The organism is Streptomyces sp. NPDC039462 (genome assembly GCF_055639375.1).
Window position 1 is genome coordinate 46,201 of record NZ_JBVKAO010000002.1, and the last position, 17,601, is coordinate 63,801.

Annotated in this window: 14 protein-coding genes; 3 read left to right on the forward strand and 11 right to left on the reverse strand. The window is 73.5% G+C overall.

Annotated features, from left to right (window positions below; translation table 11 throughout):
• Nucleotides 1–142: 142 nt before the first annotated feature.
• From ACZ7LU_RS10990 to rimP, 8 genes are all read right to left on the reverse strand, one after another.
• The gene (locus ACZ7LU_RS10990) at nucleotides 143–3,664 is read right to left on the reverse strand and encodes a trypsin-like peptidase domain-containing protein (RefSeq protein ID WP_471916561.1); all 3,522 of its coding nucleotides are present in this window, start codon (nucleotides 3,662–3,664) and stop codon (nucleotides 143–145) included.
• Nucleotides 3,665–3,938: 274 nt separating this feature from the next.
• Entirely contained in the window at nucleotides 3,939–4,847 is a 909-nt protein-coding gene (gene truB / locus ACZ7LU_RS10995) for a tRNA pseudouridine(55) synthase TruB (protein ID WP_398308551.1), read from the reverse strand.
• Nucleotides 4,844–5,320, reverse strand: coding sequence for a 30S ribosome-binding factor RbfA (gene rbfA / locus ACZ7LU_RS11000; RefSeq protein ID WP_398308553.1), 477 nt, complete (start codon nucleotides 5,318–5,320; stop codon nucleotides 4,844–4,846). Before rbfA ends, truB begins: the two co-directional genes overlap by 4 nt.
• 50 nt (nucleotides 5,321–5,370) lie before the next feature.
• Nucleotides 5,371–5,664: a DUF503 domain-containing protein gene (locus ACZ7LU_RS11005; RefSeq protein WP_398308555.1), complete on the reverse strand. Its 294-nt coding sequence runs from the start codon at nucleotides 5,662–5,664 to the stop codon at nucleotides 5,371–5,373.
• A 140-nt stretch (nucleotides 5,665–5,804) separates the two neighbouring features.
• Entirely contained in the window at nucleotides 5,805–8,948 is a 3,144-nt protein-coding gene (gene infB, locus ACZ7LU_RS11010; protein WP_468089258.1) for a translation initiation factor IF-2, read from the reverse strand.
• Nucleotides 8,949–9,094: 146 nt separating this feature from the next.
• Nucleotides 9,095–9,385, reverse strand: coding sequence for a YlxR family protein (locus ACZ7LU_RS11015; RefSeq protein ID WP_398308559.1), 291 nt, complete (start codon nucleotides 9,383–9,385; stop codon nucleotides 9,095–9,097).
• Nucleotides 9,386–9,518: 133 nt separating this feature from the next.
• Nucleotides 9,519–10,517, reverse strand: coding sequence for a transcription termination factor NusA (gene nusA / locus ACZ7LU_RS11020; RefSeq protein WP_398308561.1), 999 nt, complete (start codon nucleotides 10,515–10,517; stop codon nucleotides 9,519–9,521).
• A 2-nt stretch (nucleotides 10,518–10,519) separates the two neighbouring features.
• Entirely contained in the window at nucleotides 10,520–11,017 is a 498-nt protein-coding gene (rimP, locus tag ACZ7LU_RS11025; RefSeq protein ID WP_398308563.1) for a ribosome maturation factor RimP, read from the reverse strand.
• A gap of 267 nt (nucleotides 11,018–11,284) precedes the next feature.
• On the opposite strand from rimP, the gene ACZ7LU_RS11030 reads away from it, so the two are divergent.
• From ACZ7LU_RS11030 to ACZ7LU_RS11040, 3 genes are read left to right on the forward strand one after another with little or no spacing between them, the layout of a single operon-like run.
• Nucleotides 11,285–11,839 carry a hypothetical protein gene (locus tag ACZ7LU_RS11030; RefSeq protein WP_471916562.1) on the forward strand — a complete coding sequence of 185 codons (555 nt, stop codon included), beginning with the start codon at nucleotides 11,285–11,287 and terminating at the stop codon, nucleotides 11,837–11,839.
• Nucleotides 11,836–12,318, forward strand: coding sequence for a ferritin-like domain-containing protein (locus tag ACZ7LU_RS11035; RefSeq protein WP_398308567.1), 483 nt, complete (start codon nucleotides 11,836–11,838; stop codon nucleotides 12,316–12,318). The genes ACZ7LU_RS11030 and ACZ7LU_RS11035 overlap by 4 nt, the downstream gene beginning before the upstream one ends.
• 27 nt (nucleotides 12,319–12,345) lie before the next feature.
• Entirely contained in the window at nucleotides 12,346–13,254 is a 909-nt protein-coding gene (locus ACZ7LU_RS11040; RefSeq protein ID WP_398308569.1) for an aminoglycoside phosphotransferase family protein, read from the forward strand.
• 63 nt (nucleotides 13,255–13,317) lie between these two features.
• Here ACZ7LU_RS11040 and ACZ7LU_RS11045 read toward each other — a convergent pair whose 3' ends face one another.
• From ACZ7LU_RS11045 to ACZ7LU_RS11055, 3 genes are all read right to left on the reverse strand, one after another.
• A complete protein-coding gene (locus tag ACZ7LU_RS11045; RefSeq protein WP_398308571.1) occupies nucleotides 13,318–15,012 on the reverse strand; it encodes a proline--tRNA ligase in 1,695 nt (564 codons plus the stop codon).
• Between the two features lie 86 nt (nucleotides 15,013–15,098).
• Nucleotides 15,099–15,641 carry a GNAT family N-acetyltransferase gene (locus tag ACZ7LU_RS11050; RefSeq protein ID WP_468089267.1) on the reverse strand — a complete coding sequence of 181 codons (543 nt, stop codon included), beginning with the start codon at nucleotides 15,639–15,641 and terminating at the stop codon, nucleotides 15,099–15,101.
• Between the two features lie 71 nt (nucleotides 15,642–15,712).
• Nucleotides 15,713–16,561, reverse strand: a complete 849-nt coding sequence (locus ACZ7LU_RS11055; protein WP_362994109.1) for a GNAT family N-acetyltransferase — start codon at nucleotides 16,559–16,561, stop codon at nucleotides 15,713–15,715.
• Nucleotides 16,562–17,601 lie beyond the last annotated feature (1,040 nt).

The window sequence follows — 17,601 nt, forward strand, 5'->3', positions numbered from 1 at the left end:
TTCTTTGCTCCTCGCCGAACCCGTATACGTCACGTACATCTGTACGTTCCCATTGCCGATTGCGCAGGTCTAAGACTGCCATGCCGACGGGTCCCGGCTCGCACCGGAGGGAGTGGCGGGGGTCACTCTGTCCGGGCACCCTCTAGGCGAGGACGCGGATGCCGCCCGTGAGGTTCTCGATCATGCGGTGGGCGCTCGGGCCGACCAGTGCGGCCCACTCCTGCGGGGCGGCCTCGATCCAGCCGGCGACCAGCGCGGCGAAACCGGGGCACCCGCGAGCCAGTTCGACCAGGCGCCGGTCGAAGCGGGCCGCGCCCTCCGGGGTGCGGACGAGCAGCAGTCCGACGCGCCGCACGAGCGCGCGGGTGCGGTCCTCGCCGCGCCGGCCTGCACCGCGCGCCACCGACCGCAGGACGCTCTCCAGGACCGCGGCGTCCCGCTCCTGGCTGAGCAGTACGTCGAGCAGCTCGCCGCGCAGTCCGCGCGACGCGGCGGTGCCCGGGGCGGCGAGGACGGGCGCGAGGGCGGCCCGCACCTGCACGGGCTTGCTGTGCAGCAGCCCGGCGACCAGCGGGAAGAGGACGCCGCGCACGGCCGGGCCGTGTTCGAGGCGCCGGTCGATGTACGCGGCGGCGAGCCCGGCCGCCTCGGGGCGGGCCTCCAGGAGGTCGTGGACGAGGGTGGCGACGCGGCGCGCGAGGGCGGGCGTGGTCACGTCGGCGAGGGCGCACAGGACGTCGTCGGCGGCCGGGCCCTGCGCGTGCAGGCGGGCACGGAAGGCGTCGAGGACGGGGTCGGGGTGGGTGGGCAGGGCGGTGGCGAGGGCGCTCGCGGGCAGCTGCGGGTCCGCGGCGGCGAAGCGTCGCAGGGCCTGGTGCAGGTGCTGGGAGCGGGTCTGCGGGTCGCGGACGAGGAGGGCGAGCGCCGGGCCGTGCAGGGTGTCGTCGGCGGGGCGTGCCAACAGCGCGGCGGCGGCGTGCCGCAGGAGCGCGCGGTCCGTGTCGGTGGTGGTGTGCGGGGCGGCGCGCAGGCCGTAGGTGGCGGCGGCGACGCGCCGGGCGGGGCGCTCGTCGTGGGCCCAGCGGCCGACCGCGCGGCAGACCGCCGAGGGCTCCTCCTCGGCGAGCGCGGCGAGGAGCTCGTCGGCGCGGGCGTGGGCGCGGTCGACCAGGGTCTCCGTGAGGTCGTCGATGGCGCGGTGCCGGTGGGTGTGGAGCAGCGCCTGTGCGGCGGAGGCGACGGTGGCGTCGGGCGCGGCGGCCAGCGGCCGCTCGTCGGCGAACCACTGGGCGAGCTGCGGCTGTACGCCCACGGGGTCGGCGGTGAGCAGTTCGGCGACGGCGTCGAGGCAGCGGTCCGGGGCCCCCGGCGGTCCGTCGTGCACGACGAGCCGCCGCAGCAGTGCGAACCGGTCGGCCCGGCCCAGCGGCAGCCGCAGCCAGAAGGCGGTCCCGAACTCCCCCCGGTCGGCGAGGGGTTCGAGCACTGCAAGGTACGGGGACGCGTCGCGGACCCGCAGCAGCACCTCCGCGAGCAGTCGGCGGGCCCACCACGCGGCGTCCTCGGACCCGGCCGCGCCCGAGGCGTCGAAGTCCGCCAGCGCGTCCGCCAACTCGACGAGCCGTGAGGCCAGTTCGGCGGCGCCCCGCTGCCGGCCCAGCGACAGCAGCGACTGGATCACCGGGCCGATGCGGTGCCGTGGCACCGGCACGGGCGCCGGGCGGGACGGGTCGCGCCGTCGCTGTTCGGGAACGGACGGGTTCCGTGCCGCGTCCCGGTGCCGGTGGACCAGTGAGGCCAGCGCCCCGTCGACGTCCAGGTGCATTCCCTGGAGCCAGTCGGCCACCTCCTCGTGCGCGAAGCGGTAGCCCGGCCCGGCCGGCACGAGCAGTCCCTCGGTGAGCACCGCCGACGCCCACCCCGTGCAGGCCCCGCTCCCCCGGCCCGGCAGCGCTCCCCACGGGAACACCGCTTCGAAGGAGGCCCTGTCCAGCTGTCCCTGGCCGGGTCCGAGACAGCGCCGTGCCGCCTCGTGGACCTGGCCGGACACCGTCGCCGCGAGGCGCCGCACGGCGGTCCCGCGCAGCCCTTTCGGCGCCGCGAGCCGCACCGCGATCCGCAGGCACACCAGATCGAGATAGGCGCCGAAGATGTCTTCCCGGTCCGGAGTGCCCGGCGGCGGCGCGTCCGGCCGGGCGGCCCGCACCTCGGCGAGCAGCCGCAGGGCCAGCGGGTGCCGCGCGTCGGCGTCGGCCATCGCGCCGTCAGGGATGCCGTACCGCGCGCGGGCCCGGCGGGCCTGCGGTTCCGGCAGATCGCCGAGGTGTACGCAGCCGGGGAGCCTCCCGCCGTCCGCCGGCGCGTGCGACACCGCGCCGAAGTGCGCGCCGGCCTGCTCCCAGTACTCCGCACGGCAGGCGATGACGAGGCGGGCGCCGGTGTCCCGCAGCCACCGGGCCGTGCCGTCGCTCCACTCCGCGAGGCGGTGGGCGAGCACGGGCGGCATCTCCTCGGGGCCGTCGAGCAGCAGGAGCAGCGGCCGTCCCGCGTCTTGCACCAGCCGGGCCACGCGGTGGGCCGAGATGTCTCCGAGGTCCCGGTCCGCGGACTCCTCCTCCGCAGCCGCCAGGATCCGCCCCGCGCGGTCCAGTGCCCGCTCCACCGCGTCGCCCACGGAGGCGTCCATGCCGAGCAGGTCGGCGCCGCGCAGCCACAGCGTGGGGGCGGGCTCGGCGCCCCTGGCCCGGCGTGCGGCGAGCGCGGCCAGCTCCGTGGTGCGTCCCGTGCCGGGGTCGCCGACGAGGCCGAGCACCCGCGCGGGGCCCGCGGTGAAGGCGGTGAACTCCCGTGCGGTGTCGGGCCGTTCGACCGGTTCGAGGGGGGCGGTGTGCGGAAGGGCGGCGTGCGGGCCGTCGGAGCCCGCCGATGTGGCGGTCAGGTGCAGCGCGCCCGCGAGGTTGAGGTCTTCGCCGTACGCGGGCACGGTCGCGGCGTTGCGCGCGAGGAGCTCGGCGAGCGGTCCGCCCGGGTCGGCGGCCGCGGCGTCCCGCAGCGCCACCGCGAAGCCCGCCGGGCGGGGCGTCCAGATGTCCTGGCCGGGCGGCGCGGCGGGGCCTGCGGCCTGGGGCAGCAGGGCGGTCCCGAGGACGGCGAGCACGGCGCCGGACGAGGCGTCCACGACGGGTCCGCCCGCGGCCCCGCCGCCGAGCCGCAGCGCGTCGGCGCCGTCCGTGCCGATCGCGAGCTCCAGGGCGGCGCCGACCAGGTGGAAGCGGTCCGTCGCCGTGTAGGTGACGGCCGAGGTGCCGAGGACGCGTGCCTCGCGCCAGCCGCGCGCGGTGATCCGCACGTATGTTCCGCTCGGCACGCGGTTCCGCGTGGTGACCGGGAGGGGCCGCAGCCCGAGCCCTTCCGTGCGGATGAGTGCGAGGTCGGCTTCGGGCAGGGCCACCACGGCGTCGGCGGGGACCACGCAGGTCCGCTCGTCCGGCCCGTGCAGGACGATCCGGGCGAGTCCGTCGACCGCCTCGTGGCTGGTGACGACCGTGCCGTGCTCGTCGGCCGCGAAGCCCATGCCGCGCGGGCGCCCGGCGAGATCGCACACCCGCACCACGGACCGGTCCGGCGCCGGAGCCGAGAGCCCTCCTCCGCCGCGTCCCGCCATGCTCCAACCTCCCCACCGTGCCCCGTTCTCCCGACCGTAGGTCGGGAGTGATCAGCGGGACAGAAGGCCGCGCGAACGCGCCCCCTTCCGACCCCCCGGTTCACTCCGAGCGCCTGCCCGAAGGGGTGAATCGGCGGGTGGCGATGGAAACACCACTAGTGGGGGGAATGGTGGAGCGGCGGACCAGGGTCCGCCGCTCCACAATGCCGTCGGGCGGGCAGGCCACCGGACGAGGAGGCCGTCAGGGTCGCACCCCCACCGGACGAGAAGGCCGTCAGGCGAAGACGGCCAGGCTCTTGGCCTTGCCCCGCGACTCCTCCGCAAGGACCAGGAAGCGGCCCTCCGGGTCGAAGACGGCGACGGCGCCCACACCCGCGTACTCCTCGGGCATGTCGATGCGGACGCCGTTGAGCAGCAGCCGGCCGCGCTTCTCGTCCACGTCCCAGCGCGGGAAGGCCCGCCCCGCGGCCTCCGCCACGGGCATCACGGTCAGCTCCTCCTGGAGCTGGTCGAGGGTCTTGGCCGCGTCCAGCTTGTAGGGGCCGACGCGGGTGCGGCGCAGCGCGGTCAGGTGGCCGCCGACGCCGAGGTCCGCGCCGAGGTCGCGGGCGATCGCCCTGATGTACGTCCCCGAGGAGCAGACGACCGAGACGACCAGGTCGAGGACGGGCGTGCCGTCCTCGGCGACGGCGTCACGGATGTCGTAGACCGTGAAGGCGGAGATCGTCACGGGCCTGGCCGGGATCTCGAAGTCCTCGCCCTTGCGGGCACGGGCGTACGACCGCTTGCCGTCGATCTTGATGGCGCTGACCTTCGACGGCACCTGCATGATGTCGCCGGACAGCTTGGCGACGCCCTCGTCGATGGCCGCACGGGTGACCTTCGAGGCGTCGGCGGACGAGGTGATCTCGCCCTCGGCGTCGTCGGTGATCGTGTTCTGCCCGAGGCGGATGGTGCCCAGGTACTCCTTCTCGGTCAGCGCCAGGTGGCCGAGGAGCTTGGTGGCGCGCTCCACGCCGAGCACGAGCACACCCGTCGCCATCGGGTCGAGGGTGCCCGCGTGTCCGACGCGGCGGGTCTTGGCGATCCCGCGCATCTTGGCCACCACGTCGTGCGAAGTGAAGCCGGACGGCTTGTCGACGATGACAAGGCCGTCCGGCGTTGTGGTGCTGCTCTTGCTCATGCGCGGGCGTCGCCGTCCGTCTCGTCTGCGGTGCCGTCCGTGTCCTCGTCGGACTCGGGCTTCTTGTACGGGTCGGCGTCGCCCGCGAACTCGGCGCCCGCGGAGACCTCCCGCACCTTCTCGTCCGACATGCGCGCCTTGTCGAGGAGGTCCTCGATGGCTCGCGCGTTGTCCGGCAGGGCGTCGGCGACGAAGGACAGGGTCGGCGTGAACTTCACGCCGGCGGCCTGTCCGACCGCCGACCGGAGCACGCCCTTGGCGCTCTCCAGGCCCGCGGCGGCCGCCGCACGGTCCTCGTCGTCCCCGTAGACCGTGTAGAAGACCGTGGCCTCCCGCAGGTCACCGGTCACCCGGGTGTCCGTGATCGTCACGTGCGTTCCGAGCCGCGGGTCCTTGATCCCGCGCTGCAGCTTCTGAGCAACCACCTCTCGAATGAGGTCCGCCAGCCTTTTCGCCCGCGCGTTGTCGGCCACTGCTCCGTCTCCCTTATCCCCGGGCATTCCCTGGGCTTGTCTTGCTGTGTTCAATCGTCGTCGCCGTGCAGCCGCCGCCGGACCGACAGCAGCTCCACTTCGGGCCGGGCGGCGACGAGGCGTTCGCACCGGTCCAGTACGTCGGTGAGATGAGCCCAGTCGCCCGACACCACGGCGAGGCCGATCTCGGCCCGCCGGTGCAGATTCTGACCGCCGACCTCCGCCGCGCTCACCGCGTACTTGCGCTGGAGTTCGGCGACGATCGGACGGACGACGGAGCGTTTCTCCTTCAGCGAATGTACGTCGCCGAGGAGCAGGTCGAAGGACAGAGTCCCCACATACATGTGTGTCCGGATGTCCCGCCGGTACGGGTTCGGCGCCCCGCCAACCGCTTGGCAGGGACACAAGAACCGTACACGGAACGGCCGGGGCCGATCGACGGGATTTACCTCCCCTCGACCGGCCCCGGTTCGAGCTGTCGTGATCAGCCGCGCGGCTTCTCGCGCATCTCGTACGTCGCGATGACGTCGTCGATCTTGATGTCGTTGAAGTTTCCGAGGTTGATACCGCCCTCGAAGCCTTCGCGGATCTCGGTGACGTCGTCCTTGAAGCGGCGCAGGCCCTCGATGTTGAGGTTCTCCGCGATGACCTTGCCATCGCGCAGCAGGCGGGCCTTGGTGTTGCGCTTGACCTCGCCGGAGCGGATGAGAACACCCGCGATGTTGCCGAGCTTGGACGAGCGGAAGACCTCGCGGATCTCCGCGGTGCCGAGCTCGACCTCCTCGTACTCCGGCTTGAGCATGCCCTTGAGGGCCGCCTCGATCTCCTCGATGGCCTGGTAGATCACCGAGTAGTAGCGGACGTCGACGCCCTCGCGCTCCGCCATCTGCGCGGCACGGCCTGCCGCACGGACGTTGAAGCCGATGACGATGGCGTCGGAGCCCATCGCCAGGTCGATGTCCGACTCGGTGACCGCACCCACACCGCGGTGCAGGACCCGGATGTCGACCTCTTCGCCGACGTCCAGCTGGAGCAGGGAGGACTCGAGAGCCTCGACGGAACCGGAAGCGTCACCCTTGATGATGAGGTTGAGCTGCTGGATCTCGCCGGCCTTGAGCACCTTGTCCAGGTCCTCGAGCGAGACACGGCGCACGCGCTTGGCGAACGCGGCGTTGCGCTCACGGGCGGCACGCTTCTCGGCGATCTGACGGGCCGTACGGTCCTCGTCGACGACCAGGAAGTTGTCGCCGGCGCCCGGGACGTTGGTGAGACCGAGGACGAGGACCGGGGTCGACGGACCCGCCTCTTCCACGTTCTCGCCCTTGTCGTCGAGCATCGCGCGGACTCGGCCGTACGCGTCACCGGCGACCATCGTGTCGCCGACGCGGAGGGTACCGCGCTGGACGAGGACGGTCGCGACGGCGCCGCGACCCTTGTCCAGGTGGGCCTCGATGGCAATACCCTGCGCGTCCTGCTCCGGGTTGGCCCGCAGGTCGAGCGAGGCGTCCGCGGTCAGGACCACGGCCTCGAGCAGCTGTTCGATGTTGAGGCCCTGGCGCGCGGAGATGTCGACGAACATCGTGTCGCCGCCGTACTCCTCGGCCACCAGACCGAACTCGGTGAGCTGACCGCGCACCTTGGTCGGGTCGGCACCCTCGACGTCGATCTTGTTGACCGCGACCACGATCGGCACGTCGGCCGCCTTGGCGTGGTTCAGCGCCTCGATCGTCTGCGGCATCACACCGTCGTTCGCCGCGACCACGAGGATCGCGATGTCGGTGGACTTCGCACCACGGGCACGCATGGCGGTGAACGCCTCGTGACCGGGGGTGTCGATGAAGGTGATGGCGCGCTCTTCGCCGTTGACCTCGGTCGCGACCTGGTAGGCACCGATGTGCTGGGTGATGCCACCGGCCTCGCCCGCGACGACGTTCGTCTTGCGGATGGCGTCGAGGAGGCGGGTCTTACCGTGGTCGACGTGACCCATGACGGTCACTACCGGCGGACGGGCGATGAGGGCCTCTTCGCCGCCCTCGTCCTCGCCGAACTCGATGTCGAACGACTCGAGCAGCTCGCGGTCCTCCTCCTCGGGGCTGACGATCTGAACCGTGTAGTTCATCTCGTCGCCGAGGAGCTGCAGCGTCTCGTCGGAGACGGACTGCGTGGCCGTGACCATCTCGCCGAGGTTCATCATCACCGCGACGAGCGACGCCGGGTTGGCGTTGATCTTCTCGGCGAAGTCGGTGAGGGAGGCACCGCGCGACAGGCGAACGGTCTCGCCGTTGCCGCGAGGCAGCATCACGCCGCCGACCGACGGGGCCTGCATGGCCTCGTACTCCTGGCGCCTCTGCCGCTTCGACTTGCGACCGCGACGCGCGGGACCGCCGGGACGGCCGAAGGCGCCCTGCGTGCCACCGCGGCCACCCGGACCACCGGGACGGCCACCGAAGCCGGGACGGCCGCCGAAGCCGCCGCCGCCACCGGGACGACCGGCACCGCCGCCACCGGGACCGCCGGGACGACCGGCGAAACCGCCGCCGCCACCACCGGGACCGGCCGGACGGCCCGCGAAGCCGCCGCCACCGGGACGACCGCCGCCGCCCGGACGACCGCCGCCGCCGGGACCACGACCGCCGCCGGGGCCACCACCGGGACGCGGGCCGGCAGCGGGACGCTGCGGCATCATGCCCGGGTTCGGACGGTTACCTGCGGGACCGCCGCCGGGGGCGCCGCCGGGACGCGGAGCCTGCGGACGGGGCATGCCGCCCGGAGTCGGACGGGCACCGCCCTGACCCTGCGGACGGGGAGCGCCACCGGGGCCGCCCTGGCCCTGCGGGCGCGGGGCGCCGCCGGGGCCGCCCTGGCCGCCGGGACGCGGGGCGCCGCCGGGACGGGGCGCCTGCGGGCGCGCCATGCCGGTGGAGCCGCCGGAGGTGAAGGGGTTGTTGCCCGGACGCGGACCCGCGGGACGGGCACCACCGGGACGCGGGGCACCGCCCTGGCCGCCGGGACGCGGGGCGCCCTGACGGTCACCGCGGTCGCCACGCTCACTGCGGTCGCCACGGCCCTGACCCTGACCCTGGCCCTGACCGGGGGCCGGACGGCCACCGGGCTTCGGGGCACCCGGGCGGGCGGCCGGACGGGGGCTCTGCGGGGCCGCAGGGGCGGCCGGAGCAGCCGGGGCGGCCGGCGGAGCGGTGAACTCCGGGGCGGCCGGAGCCGGCGAGGCCGGCGCGGGCTTGGGGGCCGGCGGCTTCGGTCCCGGCGTCGGGCGCGGGCCCGGGGTCGCCGGCGAAGCCGCGGGCTTCTCGGCCGCGGCGGGCTTGGGCGCCGGCGGCTTGGGCGCGGCCGGACCCGGACGGGCGGCCTGCGCGGGAGAGGGGGTCGCCGGGCCCGAGGGGGCCGGCGGCTTGGGGGCGGCCTGCTTGCGCGGCGCGCCGGGCTTGGCGGCGGACTTGCCGTTGCCGCCGCCCTGCTGGAATGCGTCAGTCAGTTTGCGTACTACGGGCGCCTCGATCGTCGAGGACGCCGAACGTACGAATTCACCGAGTTCTGTGAGCTTGGCCATGACGACCTTGCTCTCTACCCCGAACTCCTTGGCGAGTTCGTATACCCGGACCTTAGCCACTTCGCTCCTTTTAGGTCCGGGTTACGCCGGACCGTCGCTACTTCATGGGCGTACTCATCGCGTGCTCATCGAGTGCTCATCGCAATCTCGACCTACTTCCAACTCGCGGAATACCAAGGCCGCACGGGGTTCCGTGCGACCACGTCTTACGGTGTTGCCTGCTCGGCAACTGCCTCGACAGCCCGGCGCAAGGCCTCCGTGTCGAGCGGTCCCTGGGCGCGAAAGGCCCTCGGAAGCGCCCGGCGGCGGACCGCCAGGTCCAGACAGACCAGGGCGGGGTGTACATACGCACCCCGGCCGGGCAGCGTACCGCGAGGATCGGGGGCGCAGACGCCCTCTTTCGCCACGATGCGCAGCAGATCGCTCTTGGCCGCTCGCTCCCGGCACCCCACACAGGTGCGCTCAGGGCGTGCGCGGGCATGCGTCCGGCCAGACACGCTTAAGTCTACCTCCCCGCACCGACCTCACCCCTTCGGGGCAAGAATCGAACGGCTACTCGCCACATACTGTCGTGATCGAAGCGATGGCCGCCCGGAATTTATTCCCGCGACGGCTTCCGCCGCTGGTCCGCTACCGGTCGTCCCGGTCGTCGGGCTGCTCCGTGTCCGGCCTGATGTCGATGCGCCAGCCCGTGAGGCGGGCGGCCAGGCGGGCGTTCTGCCCCTCCTTGCCGATCGCGAGCGACAGCTGGTAGTCCGGCACGGTCACCCGGGCCGAGCGGGCGCCGAGGTCGACGACCTCGACCTTGCTGACGCGGGCCGGGGAGAGCGCGTGGGCGACCATCTCCGCCGGGTCGTCGGACCAGTCGACGATGTCGATCTTCTCGCCGTTGAGCTCGCCCATCACGTTGCGCACGCGGCTGCCCATGGGGCCGATGCAGGCACCCTTGGCGTTGAGCCCCGAGCGCGTCGAGCGGACCGCGATCTTGGTGCGGTGACCGGCCTCGCGGGCGATGGCGGTGATCTCGACGGAACCGTCGGCGATCTCCGGGACCTCCAGCGCGAAGAGCTTCTTCACCAGGTTCGGGTGGGTGCGCGACAGCGTCACGGACGGGCCGCGGACGCCCTTCGCCACCCGGACGACGTAGCTCCGCAGGCGCATCCCGTGCGGGTACTCCTCGCCGGGCACCTGCTCCTGCACCGGCAGGATGGCCTCCAGCTTGCCGATGTCCACAAGGACGTTCTTCGGGTCGCGGCCCTGCTGGACGACACCGGTGACGATGTCGCCCTCACGGCCCGCGTACTCACCGAGGGTCACGTCGTCCTGGGCGTCGCGCAGGCGCTGCAGGATGACCTGCTTCGCCGTGGTCGCGGCGATGCGGCCGAAGTCGGACGGGGTGTCGTCGAACTCCTTGGGCTCCTGGCCCTCTTCGAGGTCCGCCGGGTCCTCCGTCGCCCACACCGTCACGTGGCCGGTCTCGCGGTCCAGCTTCACCCGTGCGCGGCGGAAACTGCCTTCGGTGCGGTGGTAGGCGATGAGGAGGGCCGACTCGATCGCCTCGACGAGGAGGTCGAAGGAGATCTCCTTCTCCCGGACCAGACCCCGCAGGGCACTCATGTCGATGTCCACGGCTACGCCTCCTCTTCCTTCTTGTCCTTGCGGTTGAACTCGACCTGCACACGCGCCTTGTCGATCTCGTCGAAGGCGATCCGGCGCGACGTGGGCTTGCGGCCCTTCACGCCGGGCACTTCGAGGTCGAGGCCCTCGTCGTCCACGGTGAGGATGCGGGCGGTCAGCTCGCCGCCCTCGGTCAGCTGGAACTTCACCAGGCGGTCCACGGCGCGCACATAGTGACGGTGCTCGGTCAGGGCCCGCTCGGCGCCGGGGGAACCGACCTCCAGGTCGTACTCCCCCTCGCCCATGGCGTCGCTCTCGTCGAGCTTCGCGGAGAGCAGGCGGCTCACTTCCGCGATCTGGTCCAGGTCCACGCCGCTCTCGGAGTCGATGACGACTCTCAGCACCCGCTTGCGTCCGACGGAGGCCACTTCGATCTCTTCGAGATCCAGGTCCTGCGAGGTGACGAGCGGTTCCAGTAGTTGCCGCAGCCTCTCGCTCTGGGTGGTGCTCATCCGGGTGACTCCTCGGCCGCGTGTGCTGTTGTGGGTGCGTTGCAAGTCTGCGTGTCAGGTCAAAGGGTATCCGGTCCCGAGGGGTGTTGCGGCCCACGGAGCGGACGATGCGCCGCTCCGTCCCGAGCCGCTCGCGGGCGCGGGGCCGGTCCGAAGGTACGGTGATCACAAAGTCCGTGCCCGTCGCTCTGCCCTCTGTTCCCTTCCTGTTCCCTTCTCTCCCCCTCTCGCTCGCGCCTTTTGGCCTTCCTTCCGAGGACGTCTGCCGTGCCGTCGTATCTCACCGCCCCGCGGTCCCGCCCGGGCCCGCGCCGAAGGAGTCTGCTCACCGGGGCCGCCGGCGTCGCTTCCGCGGCGCTGCTCGCGGGCTGCACGGACTCCGCAGGCTCCGACACCAAGGAGTCGTCCGCCGCCCGGCGGCTGCGCGCCGCGGCCGCGAAGGACAGCAGGGAGCTCCTCGGGCGGTACGACGCCGTGCTCGCGGCGCATCCCTCGCTCGCCGGACGGCTCGCGCCGCTGCGGTCCGAGGTGAAGCAGCACGCCGACGCCTTCGCGGCCGGCCGCGCCCCGTCCGCCCCGGCCGCCACGGCCTCCGGGTCCGCCGCCCCGTCGCCGTCCGCCCCCGCCGGTCCTTCGCCGTCCGTGCCCGCCGACCCCGGGGACGCCGTACGCGCTCTCGCCAAGGCCGAGCGCGAGCTGGCCGACCGCCGGGGCCAGGCCCTGCTGGACGCCCCGGCCGAGGAGGGCAGGCTGCTCGCCTCGGTGGCGGCCGCCGGCGCGGCCCACGCGTATCTGCTGACCGAGCGGGAGGGCGACAAGTGAGCGACGCGAAGGACCCCAAGGGGTCGAAGGACGAGGAGCTGAAGGCCCTGCAGGCCGCTCTCGGCGCCGAGCACGCGGCGGTGTACGGCTACGGGGTCGTCGGCGGCCGGATCGGCGACAAGCGCAGGCCCGAGGCGCGCACGGCGTACGACGCGCACCGCGCCCGGCGCGACGAGCTGCAGCGCGCCGTGCGCGACCTGGGCGGCGAGCCGCAGTCCGCGGACGCGGCGTACTCGCTGCCGTTCCCGGTGCCGGACGCCGCGGCGGCCGCCCGGCTCGCCACGGAGCTTGAGGACCGGGTCGCGGGCGTCTACTCCGATCTCGTACGCGCGTCGACGGGCACCCGGCGCGGCACCGCGGCCCGTGCGCTGCGGGAGGCGGCGGTCCGTGCGGCACGGTGGCGGGCCGGGAGCGTAGCCTTCCCTGGGCTCGCCGAGCGGTCGACACCGTCGTCCGCACCGGCGACTCCCAAGGCGTAACGCGTTCAGGAAGGGAACAACTCGCGCATGGCTCTCGAACCGCCGCAGCGCCTCGTCACAGCTCTCGGCGAGACGGCGCAGGACGGCGACGACTGGCTGGAGAAGCTGCCCGAGGCAGTCGAACAGTCCGTCGCTCTACGCGAGTTGACCGTCGAGCGGACCCACCTTCCCGGTGGCCGCAGCAGCCTCGTACTGCTGGTGCGGCGGGCCGACGGCACGCCCGCCGTGCTGAAGCTCGTGCCGCCGCGGTCGCGGCCGGAGAGCGAGCGGGCCGCGCTCGCCCACTGGGGCGGACTCGGCGCCGCGCGGCTGCTCGACCCGGAGTTCTCGGACGGGGCGCTGCTCCTGGAGCGGCTGCACCGTGACGTGTCCGTGCGGTCGCTGCCCGAGGCGAAGGCGCTCCTGGAGGCCGCGGGGACGCTGCGGCGGCTGTGGGTGGAACCGCCCGCCGGGCACCGCTTCGAGACGGTCGCCGAGCGGACGGGGCGGCAGGCCGACGCGATGCGCGCCTCGGCGGCCGCCGACGCGGACGTGGCGCCGCTGGTCGACGCGGCGCTCGCGGCCCGCGACGAGCTGCTGGCCGGGGAGTCCGGGGGCGTGGCGCCGCGGCTGCTGCACGGCACCTTCCGGCAGAGCAAGGTGCTCGCCGGGGACCGGCTGCCGTGGCTGGCGGTGGGCCCCGACCCGGTGGTCGGGGATCCGGCCTTCGATCTGGCACGGCTCGTCCGTGACCGCGTGGAGGACCTGATCGCGTCGCCGTCGGGCGCCTCGATCACGCGGCGTCGCGTGAAGAAGCTCGCCGAGTCTCTGGAGGTCGACCAGGAGCGGCTGCGGGGCTGGACGCTGTTCCGGGCCGTGGAGTCGGGGGTGCGGGCGCTGCGGGTGGGGCGGCCGCAGGACGCGGAGCTGTTGCTGGAGTTCGCGGGCTGGCTGTAGCGGTAGCGGTAGCGGTACGCGAGAGGGCGCACCCCGGCCGGGGTGCGCCCTCTCCGTGTCCCGTCAGGCCGTCAGGCGGGCGATCGCCTCGTCGACCGTGAGCTCCTCGCGCTCGCCGGTGCGGCGGTCCTTGAGCTCGAGGACGCCGTCGGCGGAGCGGCGGCCCGCGACCAGGATCTTCGGCACACCCATCAGCTCGGAGTCGGTGAACTTCACGCCCGGCGAGACGCCGGGCCGGTCGTCGACGAGGACCCGGACACCGGCCGCGGCCAGCTTGTCGGAGACCTCCAGGGCCAGCTCGGTCTGGAGCGCCTTGCCCGCGGCGACGACGTGGACGTCGGCCGGGGCGATCTCCTCCGGCCAGATCAGGCCCTTGTCGTCGGCGTGCTGCTCGGCGAGGGCGGCGACGGCGCGCGAGACGCCGATGCCGTACGAGCCCATGGTCACGCGGACCGGCTTGCCGTTCTGGCCGAGGACGTCGAGCTGGAAGGCGTCGGCGTACTTGCGGCCGAGCTGGAAGATGTGGCCGATCTCGATGGCGCGGTCCAGCTTGAGGCCGGTGCCGCAGTTCGGGCACGGGTCGCCCTCCTGGACGACCACGACGTCGACGTACGCGTCGACCTCGAAGTCGCGGCCGGCGACGACGTTCTTGGCGTGCACGCCGTCCTTGTTGGCGCCGGTGATCCAGGCGGTGCCGGGGGCCACGCGCGGGTCGGCGACGTACTGGACCTTCTCCAGGCCCTGCGGGCCGACGTAACCGCGTACGAGATCGTCGCGGTCCGCGAAGTCCTCGGCCGTCACCAGCTCCACCGCGGCGGGCGCGAAGTGCGCCTCGACCTTGTCCATGTCGACCTCGCGGTCGCCGGGGACACCGACGGCGACGATCTCGCCGTCGACCTTCACGAGGAGGTTCTTGAGGGTGGCCGACGCCGGGACGCCGAGGTGCGCGGCGAGCGTCTCGATGGTCGGGGTGTCGGGGGTGGGGATGTCCTCGGCGGCGGGCACGCCGGCCGCGTCGACCGGCTTCAGGGCGAAGGAGACGGCCTCCGTGTTGGCCGCGTAGTCGCAGTTCGGGCAGTCGGCGAAGGTGTCCTCGCCGGCCGCTGCCGGGGCGAGGAACTCCTCGGACTTCGAGCCGCCCATGGCGCCGGCGGTGGCGGCGCAGATGCGGTAGTCGAGGCCGAGGCGCTGGAAGATCTTCTGGTACGCGGCGCGGTGCAGCGCGTACGACTGGGCGAGGCCCTCGTCCTCCAGGTCGAAGGAGTAGGAGTCCTTCATGAGGAACTCACGGCCGCGGAGGATGCCGGCGCGGGGGCGGGCCTCGTCGCGGTACTTGGTCTGGATCTGGTAGAGGATCACGGGCAGGTCCTTGTAGGACGTGCACTGGTCCTTGACCAGGAGGGTGAAGATCTCCTCGTGGGTGGGGCCGAGGAGGTAGTCGCCGCCCTTGCGGTCGTTGAGCCGGAACAGCTCCGCGCCGTACTCGGTCCAGCGGCCCGTCGCCTCGTACGGCTCCTTGGGCAGCAGGGCGGGCAGCGAGACCTCCTGGCCGCCCATGGCGTCCATCTCCTCGCGGACGACGCGCTCGACGTTGGCGAGGACCTTCTTGCCGAGCGGCAGCCAGGACCAGACGCCGGCGGCGGTGCGGCGCACGTAACCGGCGCGGACGAGGAGTTTGTGGCTCAGCACCTCGGCGTCCGCGGGGTCGTCGCGCAGGGTCTTCGCCATCAAACGGGACATGCGCTGGACCTGGGCCATGGAGAACTCCTGCTGCGTACCTGCTGCGTAAGGGTGGTCTCAGGAGGTTAGCCGGGGGCCGGGTGCGGGCGGAAATCGGTTACGGCTCAGACCCGTTTCGGCAGGGGCAGCGGGGCGCCCATCACGGCGTACGGCTTGGGGGCGCTGGGGAACAGGACGCGGCGCGCCAGATCGGTGTACCCGAGGGAGCGGTACAGGCCCCGGGCGGGGCTCTCCACGTCGATCGCGGAGAGGATCGAGCGGGGCTCGGGGACGCCTTCGGTGATGGTGGTGATGAGCGCGCGCCCGATGCCGCGGTTCTGGTGGCCGGGGTGCACGTGCAGCTCGGTGATGACGAAGGAGTCGTCCAGCCAGCCGTCCAGGTTCTGGCTGCGCAGGTACGGCTCGACGACCGTCGACCACCAGTGGCCCCGGCTGTTGGGCATGCCGTAGACGAAGCCGACGAGCCGGTCGTCGGGGGTCGTCGCGCCGAACGCGCGGGCGCGCGGATACGTGAGGTGCCGCAGGACGATCTGGCGCCGCACGGCCACCTCGTCCTCGCTCAGTCCGAAGGCGTCGGCCTGGACGCGCAGGGCGTCGTCCACGCGCGCGGCGAGGTCGATCGGAGCGATCACGACATCGTCTGTCATGGGGCCGACCCTACTTTGCGAGGGTCGCGTTCAGAACAGGACGCTCGTGCCGGGTCGCGCGGACACTGATGTCAGAACAGGACACTCATGAACGCCCCGACCTCCCGGAAACCGACCCTCCGGTACGCCGACCTGGCGGCGGTGTTGAAGTCGTTCACGTAGAGGCTGGCGACGGGGGCGACGTCCGCGAGGGCGTAGCGCAGGACGGCCGCCATGCCGGGGGCGGCGAGGCCGCGGCCGCGGTACTCGGGGGCCACCCACACGCCCTGGATCTGGCAGGCCTTCGCCGTGGCGGCGCCGATCTCCGCCTTGAAGACGACCTTGCCGTCCCGGTCGAGGCGGGCGAACGATCGGCCCGAGCCGACCAGTTCGGCGACCCGGGCCTGGTAGAGGAGCCCGCCGTCGCCCGCCATCGGCGAGACCCCGACCTCCTCGGTGAACATGGCGATGCACGCCGGCATGATCGTGTCCATCTCGTCCTTTCGGACGCGACGGACGTACGGATCGGGGACGACGTCGTCCGGGAGCCGGTCGGTGACCATCAGGGGCTGCTGGGCGCGGACCTCGCGGGCGGGGCCCCAGGACGGTTCCAGGAGCCGCCACAGCTGGGCCGTGGAGGCGGCGGGGCCGACGATGGACGAGCAGCGGCGGCCCGCCCTGCGGGCCCGGTCGGCGAAGCCTCGTACGGCTCGGGGGGTCGCGCAGATGGGGACGAGGTTGGCGCCCGCGTAGCAGAGGGACTCCAGCATGCCGTGCTCGTACCAGCCCCACATCTCGCCGCCGAGACGCCAGGGGTCGAGGCCGGCCACCTGGACGCGAGCGGTCACGAAGGCGTTCGCGACCGGCTCGCGGTCGAGCACGGCGAGCGCGGCGTCGAGGTCACTCGGTTCGAGGACCCGGGTAGTGGTCTGAGTCAACACGTGCGGGGGCCTCACCATACGGTCTGCTGATCTCCGCACTGTACCTGGCGGGGGCGCCTTGTGCGGGGGGTGCCTTTTGTCCCCCACGACTTCCTGCCCACCGGGCGACTGCCCCTGGGCGGGGCGGGGGGGGCGCTTTCGCCGCTGCGCTGGGAGGGCGGCGGCTCTTGGGTATCCCCGGGTGGGGGCGGGTGCTTGCTCGCCGCTTCGCGGCGGGAGGCGCACCTTGGCTACCCCCGGAGGGAGCAGGACGCCTTGCCGCCGCTTCACGACACGGTTCGGCCTATGGCTGTCCCCAAGTGGTGGGAGCCTTCCCGCCGCTCCGTGGCCCGGGTCGTCCCTCGGCTTCCCCCCGGTGGGGCGAGCGCCTTCCCGCCGCTCCGTGGCCGGGGTCGTCCTTCGGCTTCACCCTGGTGGGGCGAGCGCCTTCCCGCCGCTTCGCGGCGGGGTCTGCCCACCCGCCCACCCGTTTGCCCCGCGCCGTTCCGTTGCTCTAGGGGCTGGGGAAGAGGGCGGGTGGGTGGGGAAACCGTCGCGCAGCGGCGGGCCGGGGCTGGGCGATGCCGGGGACTGGGCATACCGCCGCGAAGCGGCGGGCCCGAGGCTGGGCGGGGCCGGGTATGCCGCATACCGGCGCGCAGCGGCGGGCCCGAGGTCGGCGGCGCCGAGCACCCCGCAAACCGGCACGCATGGCTGACAGGGCGGGTGGGTGGGGAAACCGCCGCGCAGCGGCGGGCCAGGGCTGGGCGATGCCGGGGACTGGGCATACCGGCGCGCAGCGGCGGGCCCGAGGCGAGTGGGGCCGGACGCCCCGCAAACCGACGCGCAGCAGCGGGCCCGAGGCAGGCGGCGCCGGACGCCCCGCATACCGGCGCACAGCGGCGGGCCCGAGGCCGGTGGGGCCGGACGCCCCCGCATACCGGCGTGCAGCGGCGGGGCCGGGCGCCGCGCATGCCGGTGGGCCCGAGGCGGGCGGGGCCAGGCCCCGCGTATCCGTGCAGGGCGGAGGCCGGTGGTGCCGGGGCCCGGCGGGGGCGGGG

Excerpts from the sequence above, each read along its gene's own strand:
- ACZ7LU_RS11050 (WP_468089267.1), bottom strand. The coding sequence starts at position 15,641 with ATGACAGACGATGTCGTGATCGCTCCGATCGACCTCGCCGCGCGCGTG.
- truB (WP_398308551.1), bottom strand. The coding sequence starts at position 4,847 with ATGAGCAAGAGCAGCACCACAACGCCGGACGGCCTTGTCATCGTCGAC.
- ACZ7LU_RS11045 (WP_398308571.1), bottom strand. The coding sequence starts at position 15,012 with ATGGCCCAGGTCCAGCGCATGTCCCGTTTGATGGCGAAGACCCTGCGC.
- ACZ7LU_RS11040 (WP_398308569.1), top strand. The coding sequence starts at position 12,346 with ATGGCTCTCGAACCGCCGCAGCGCCTCGTCACAGCTCTCGGCGAGACG.
- ACZ7LU_RS10990 (WP_471916561.1), bottom strand. The coding sequence starts at position 3,664 with ATGGCGGGACGCGGCGGAGGAGGGCTCTCGGCTCCGGCGCCGGACCGG.
- rimP (WP_398308563.1), bottom strand. The coding sequence starts at position 11,017 with ATGAGCACCACCCAGAGCGAGAGGCTGCGGCAACTACTGGAACCGCTC.
- ACZ7LU_RS11005 (WP_398308555.1), bottom strand. The coding sequence starts at position 5,664 with ATGTATGTGGGGACTCTGTCCTTCGACCTGCTCCTCGGCGACGTACAT.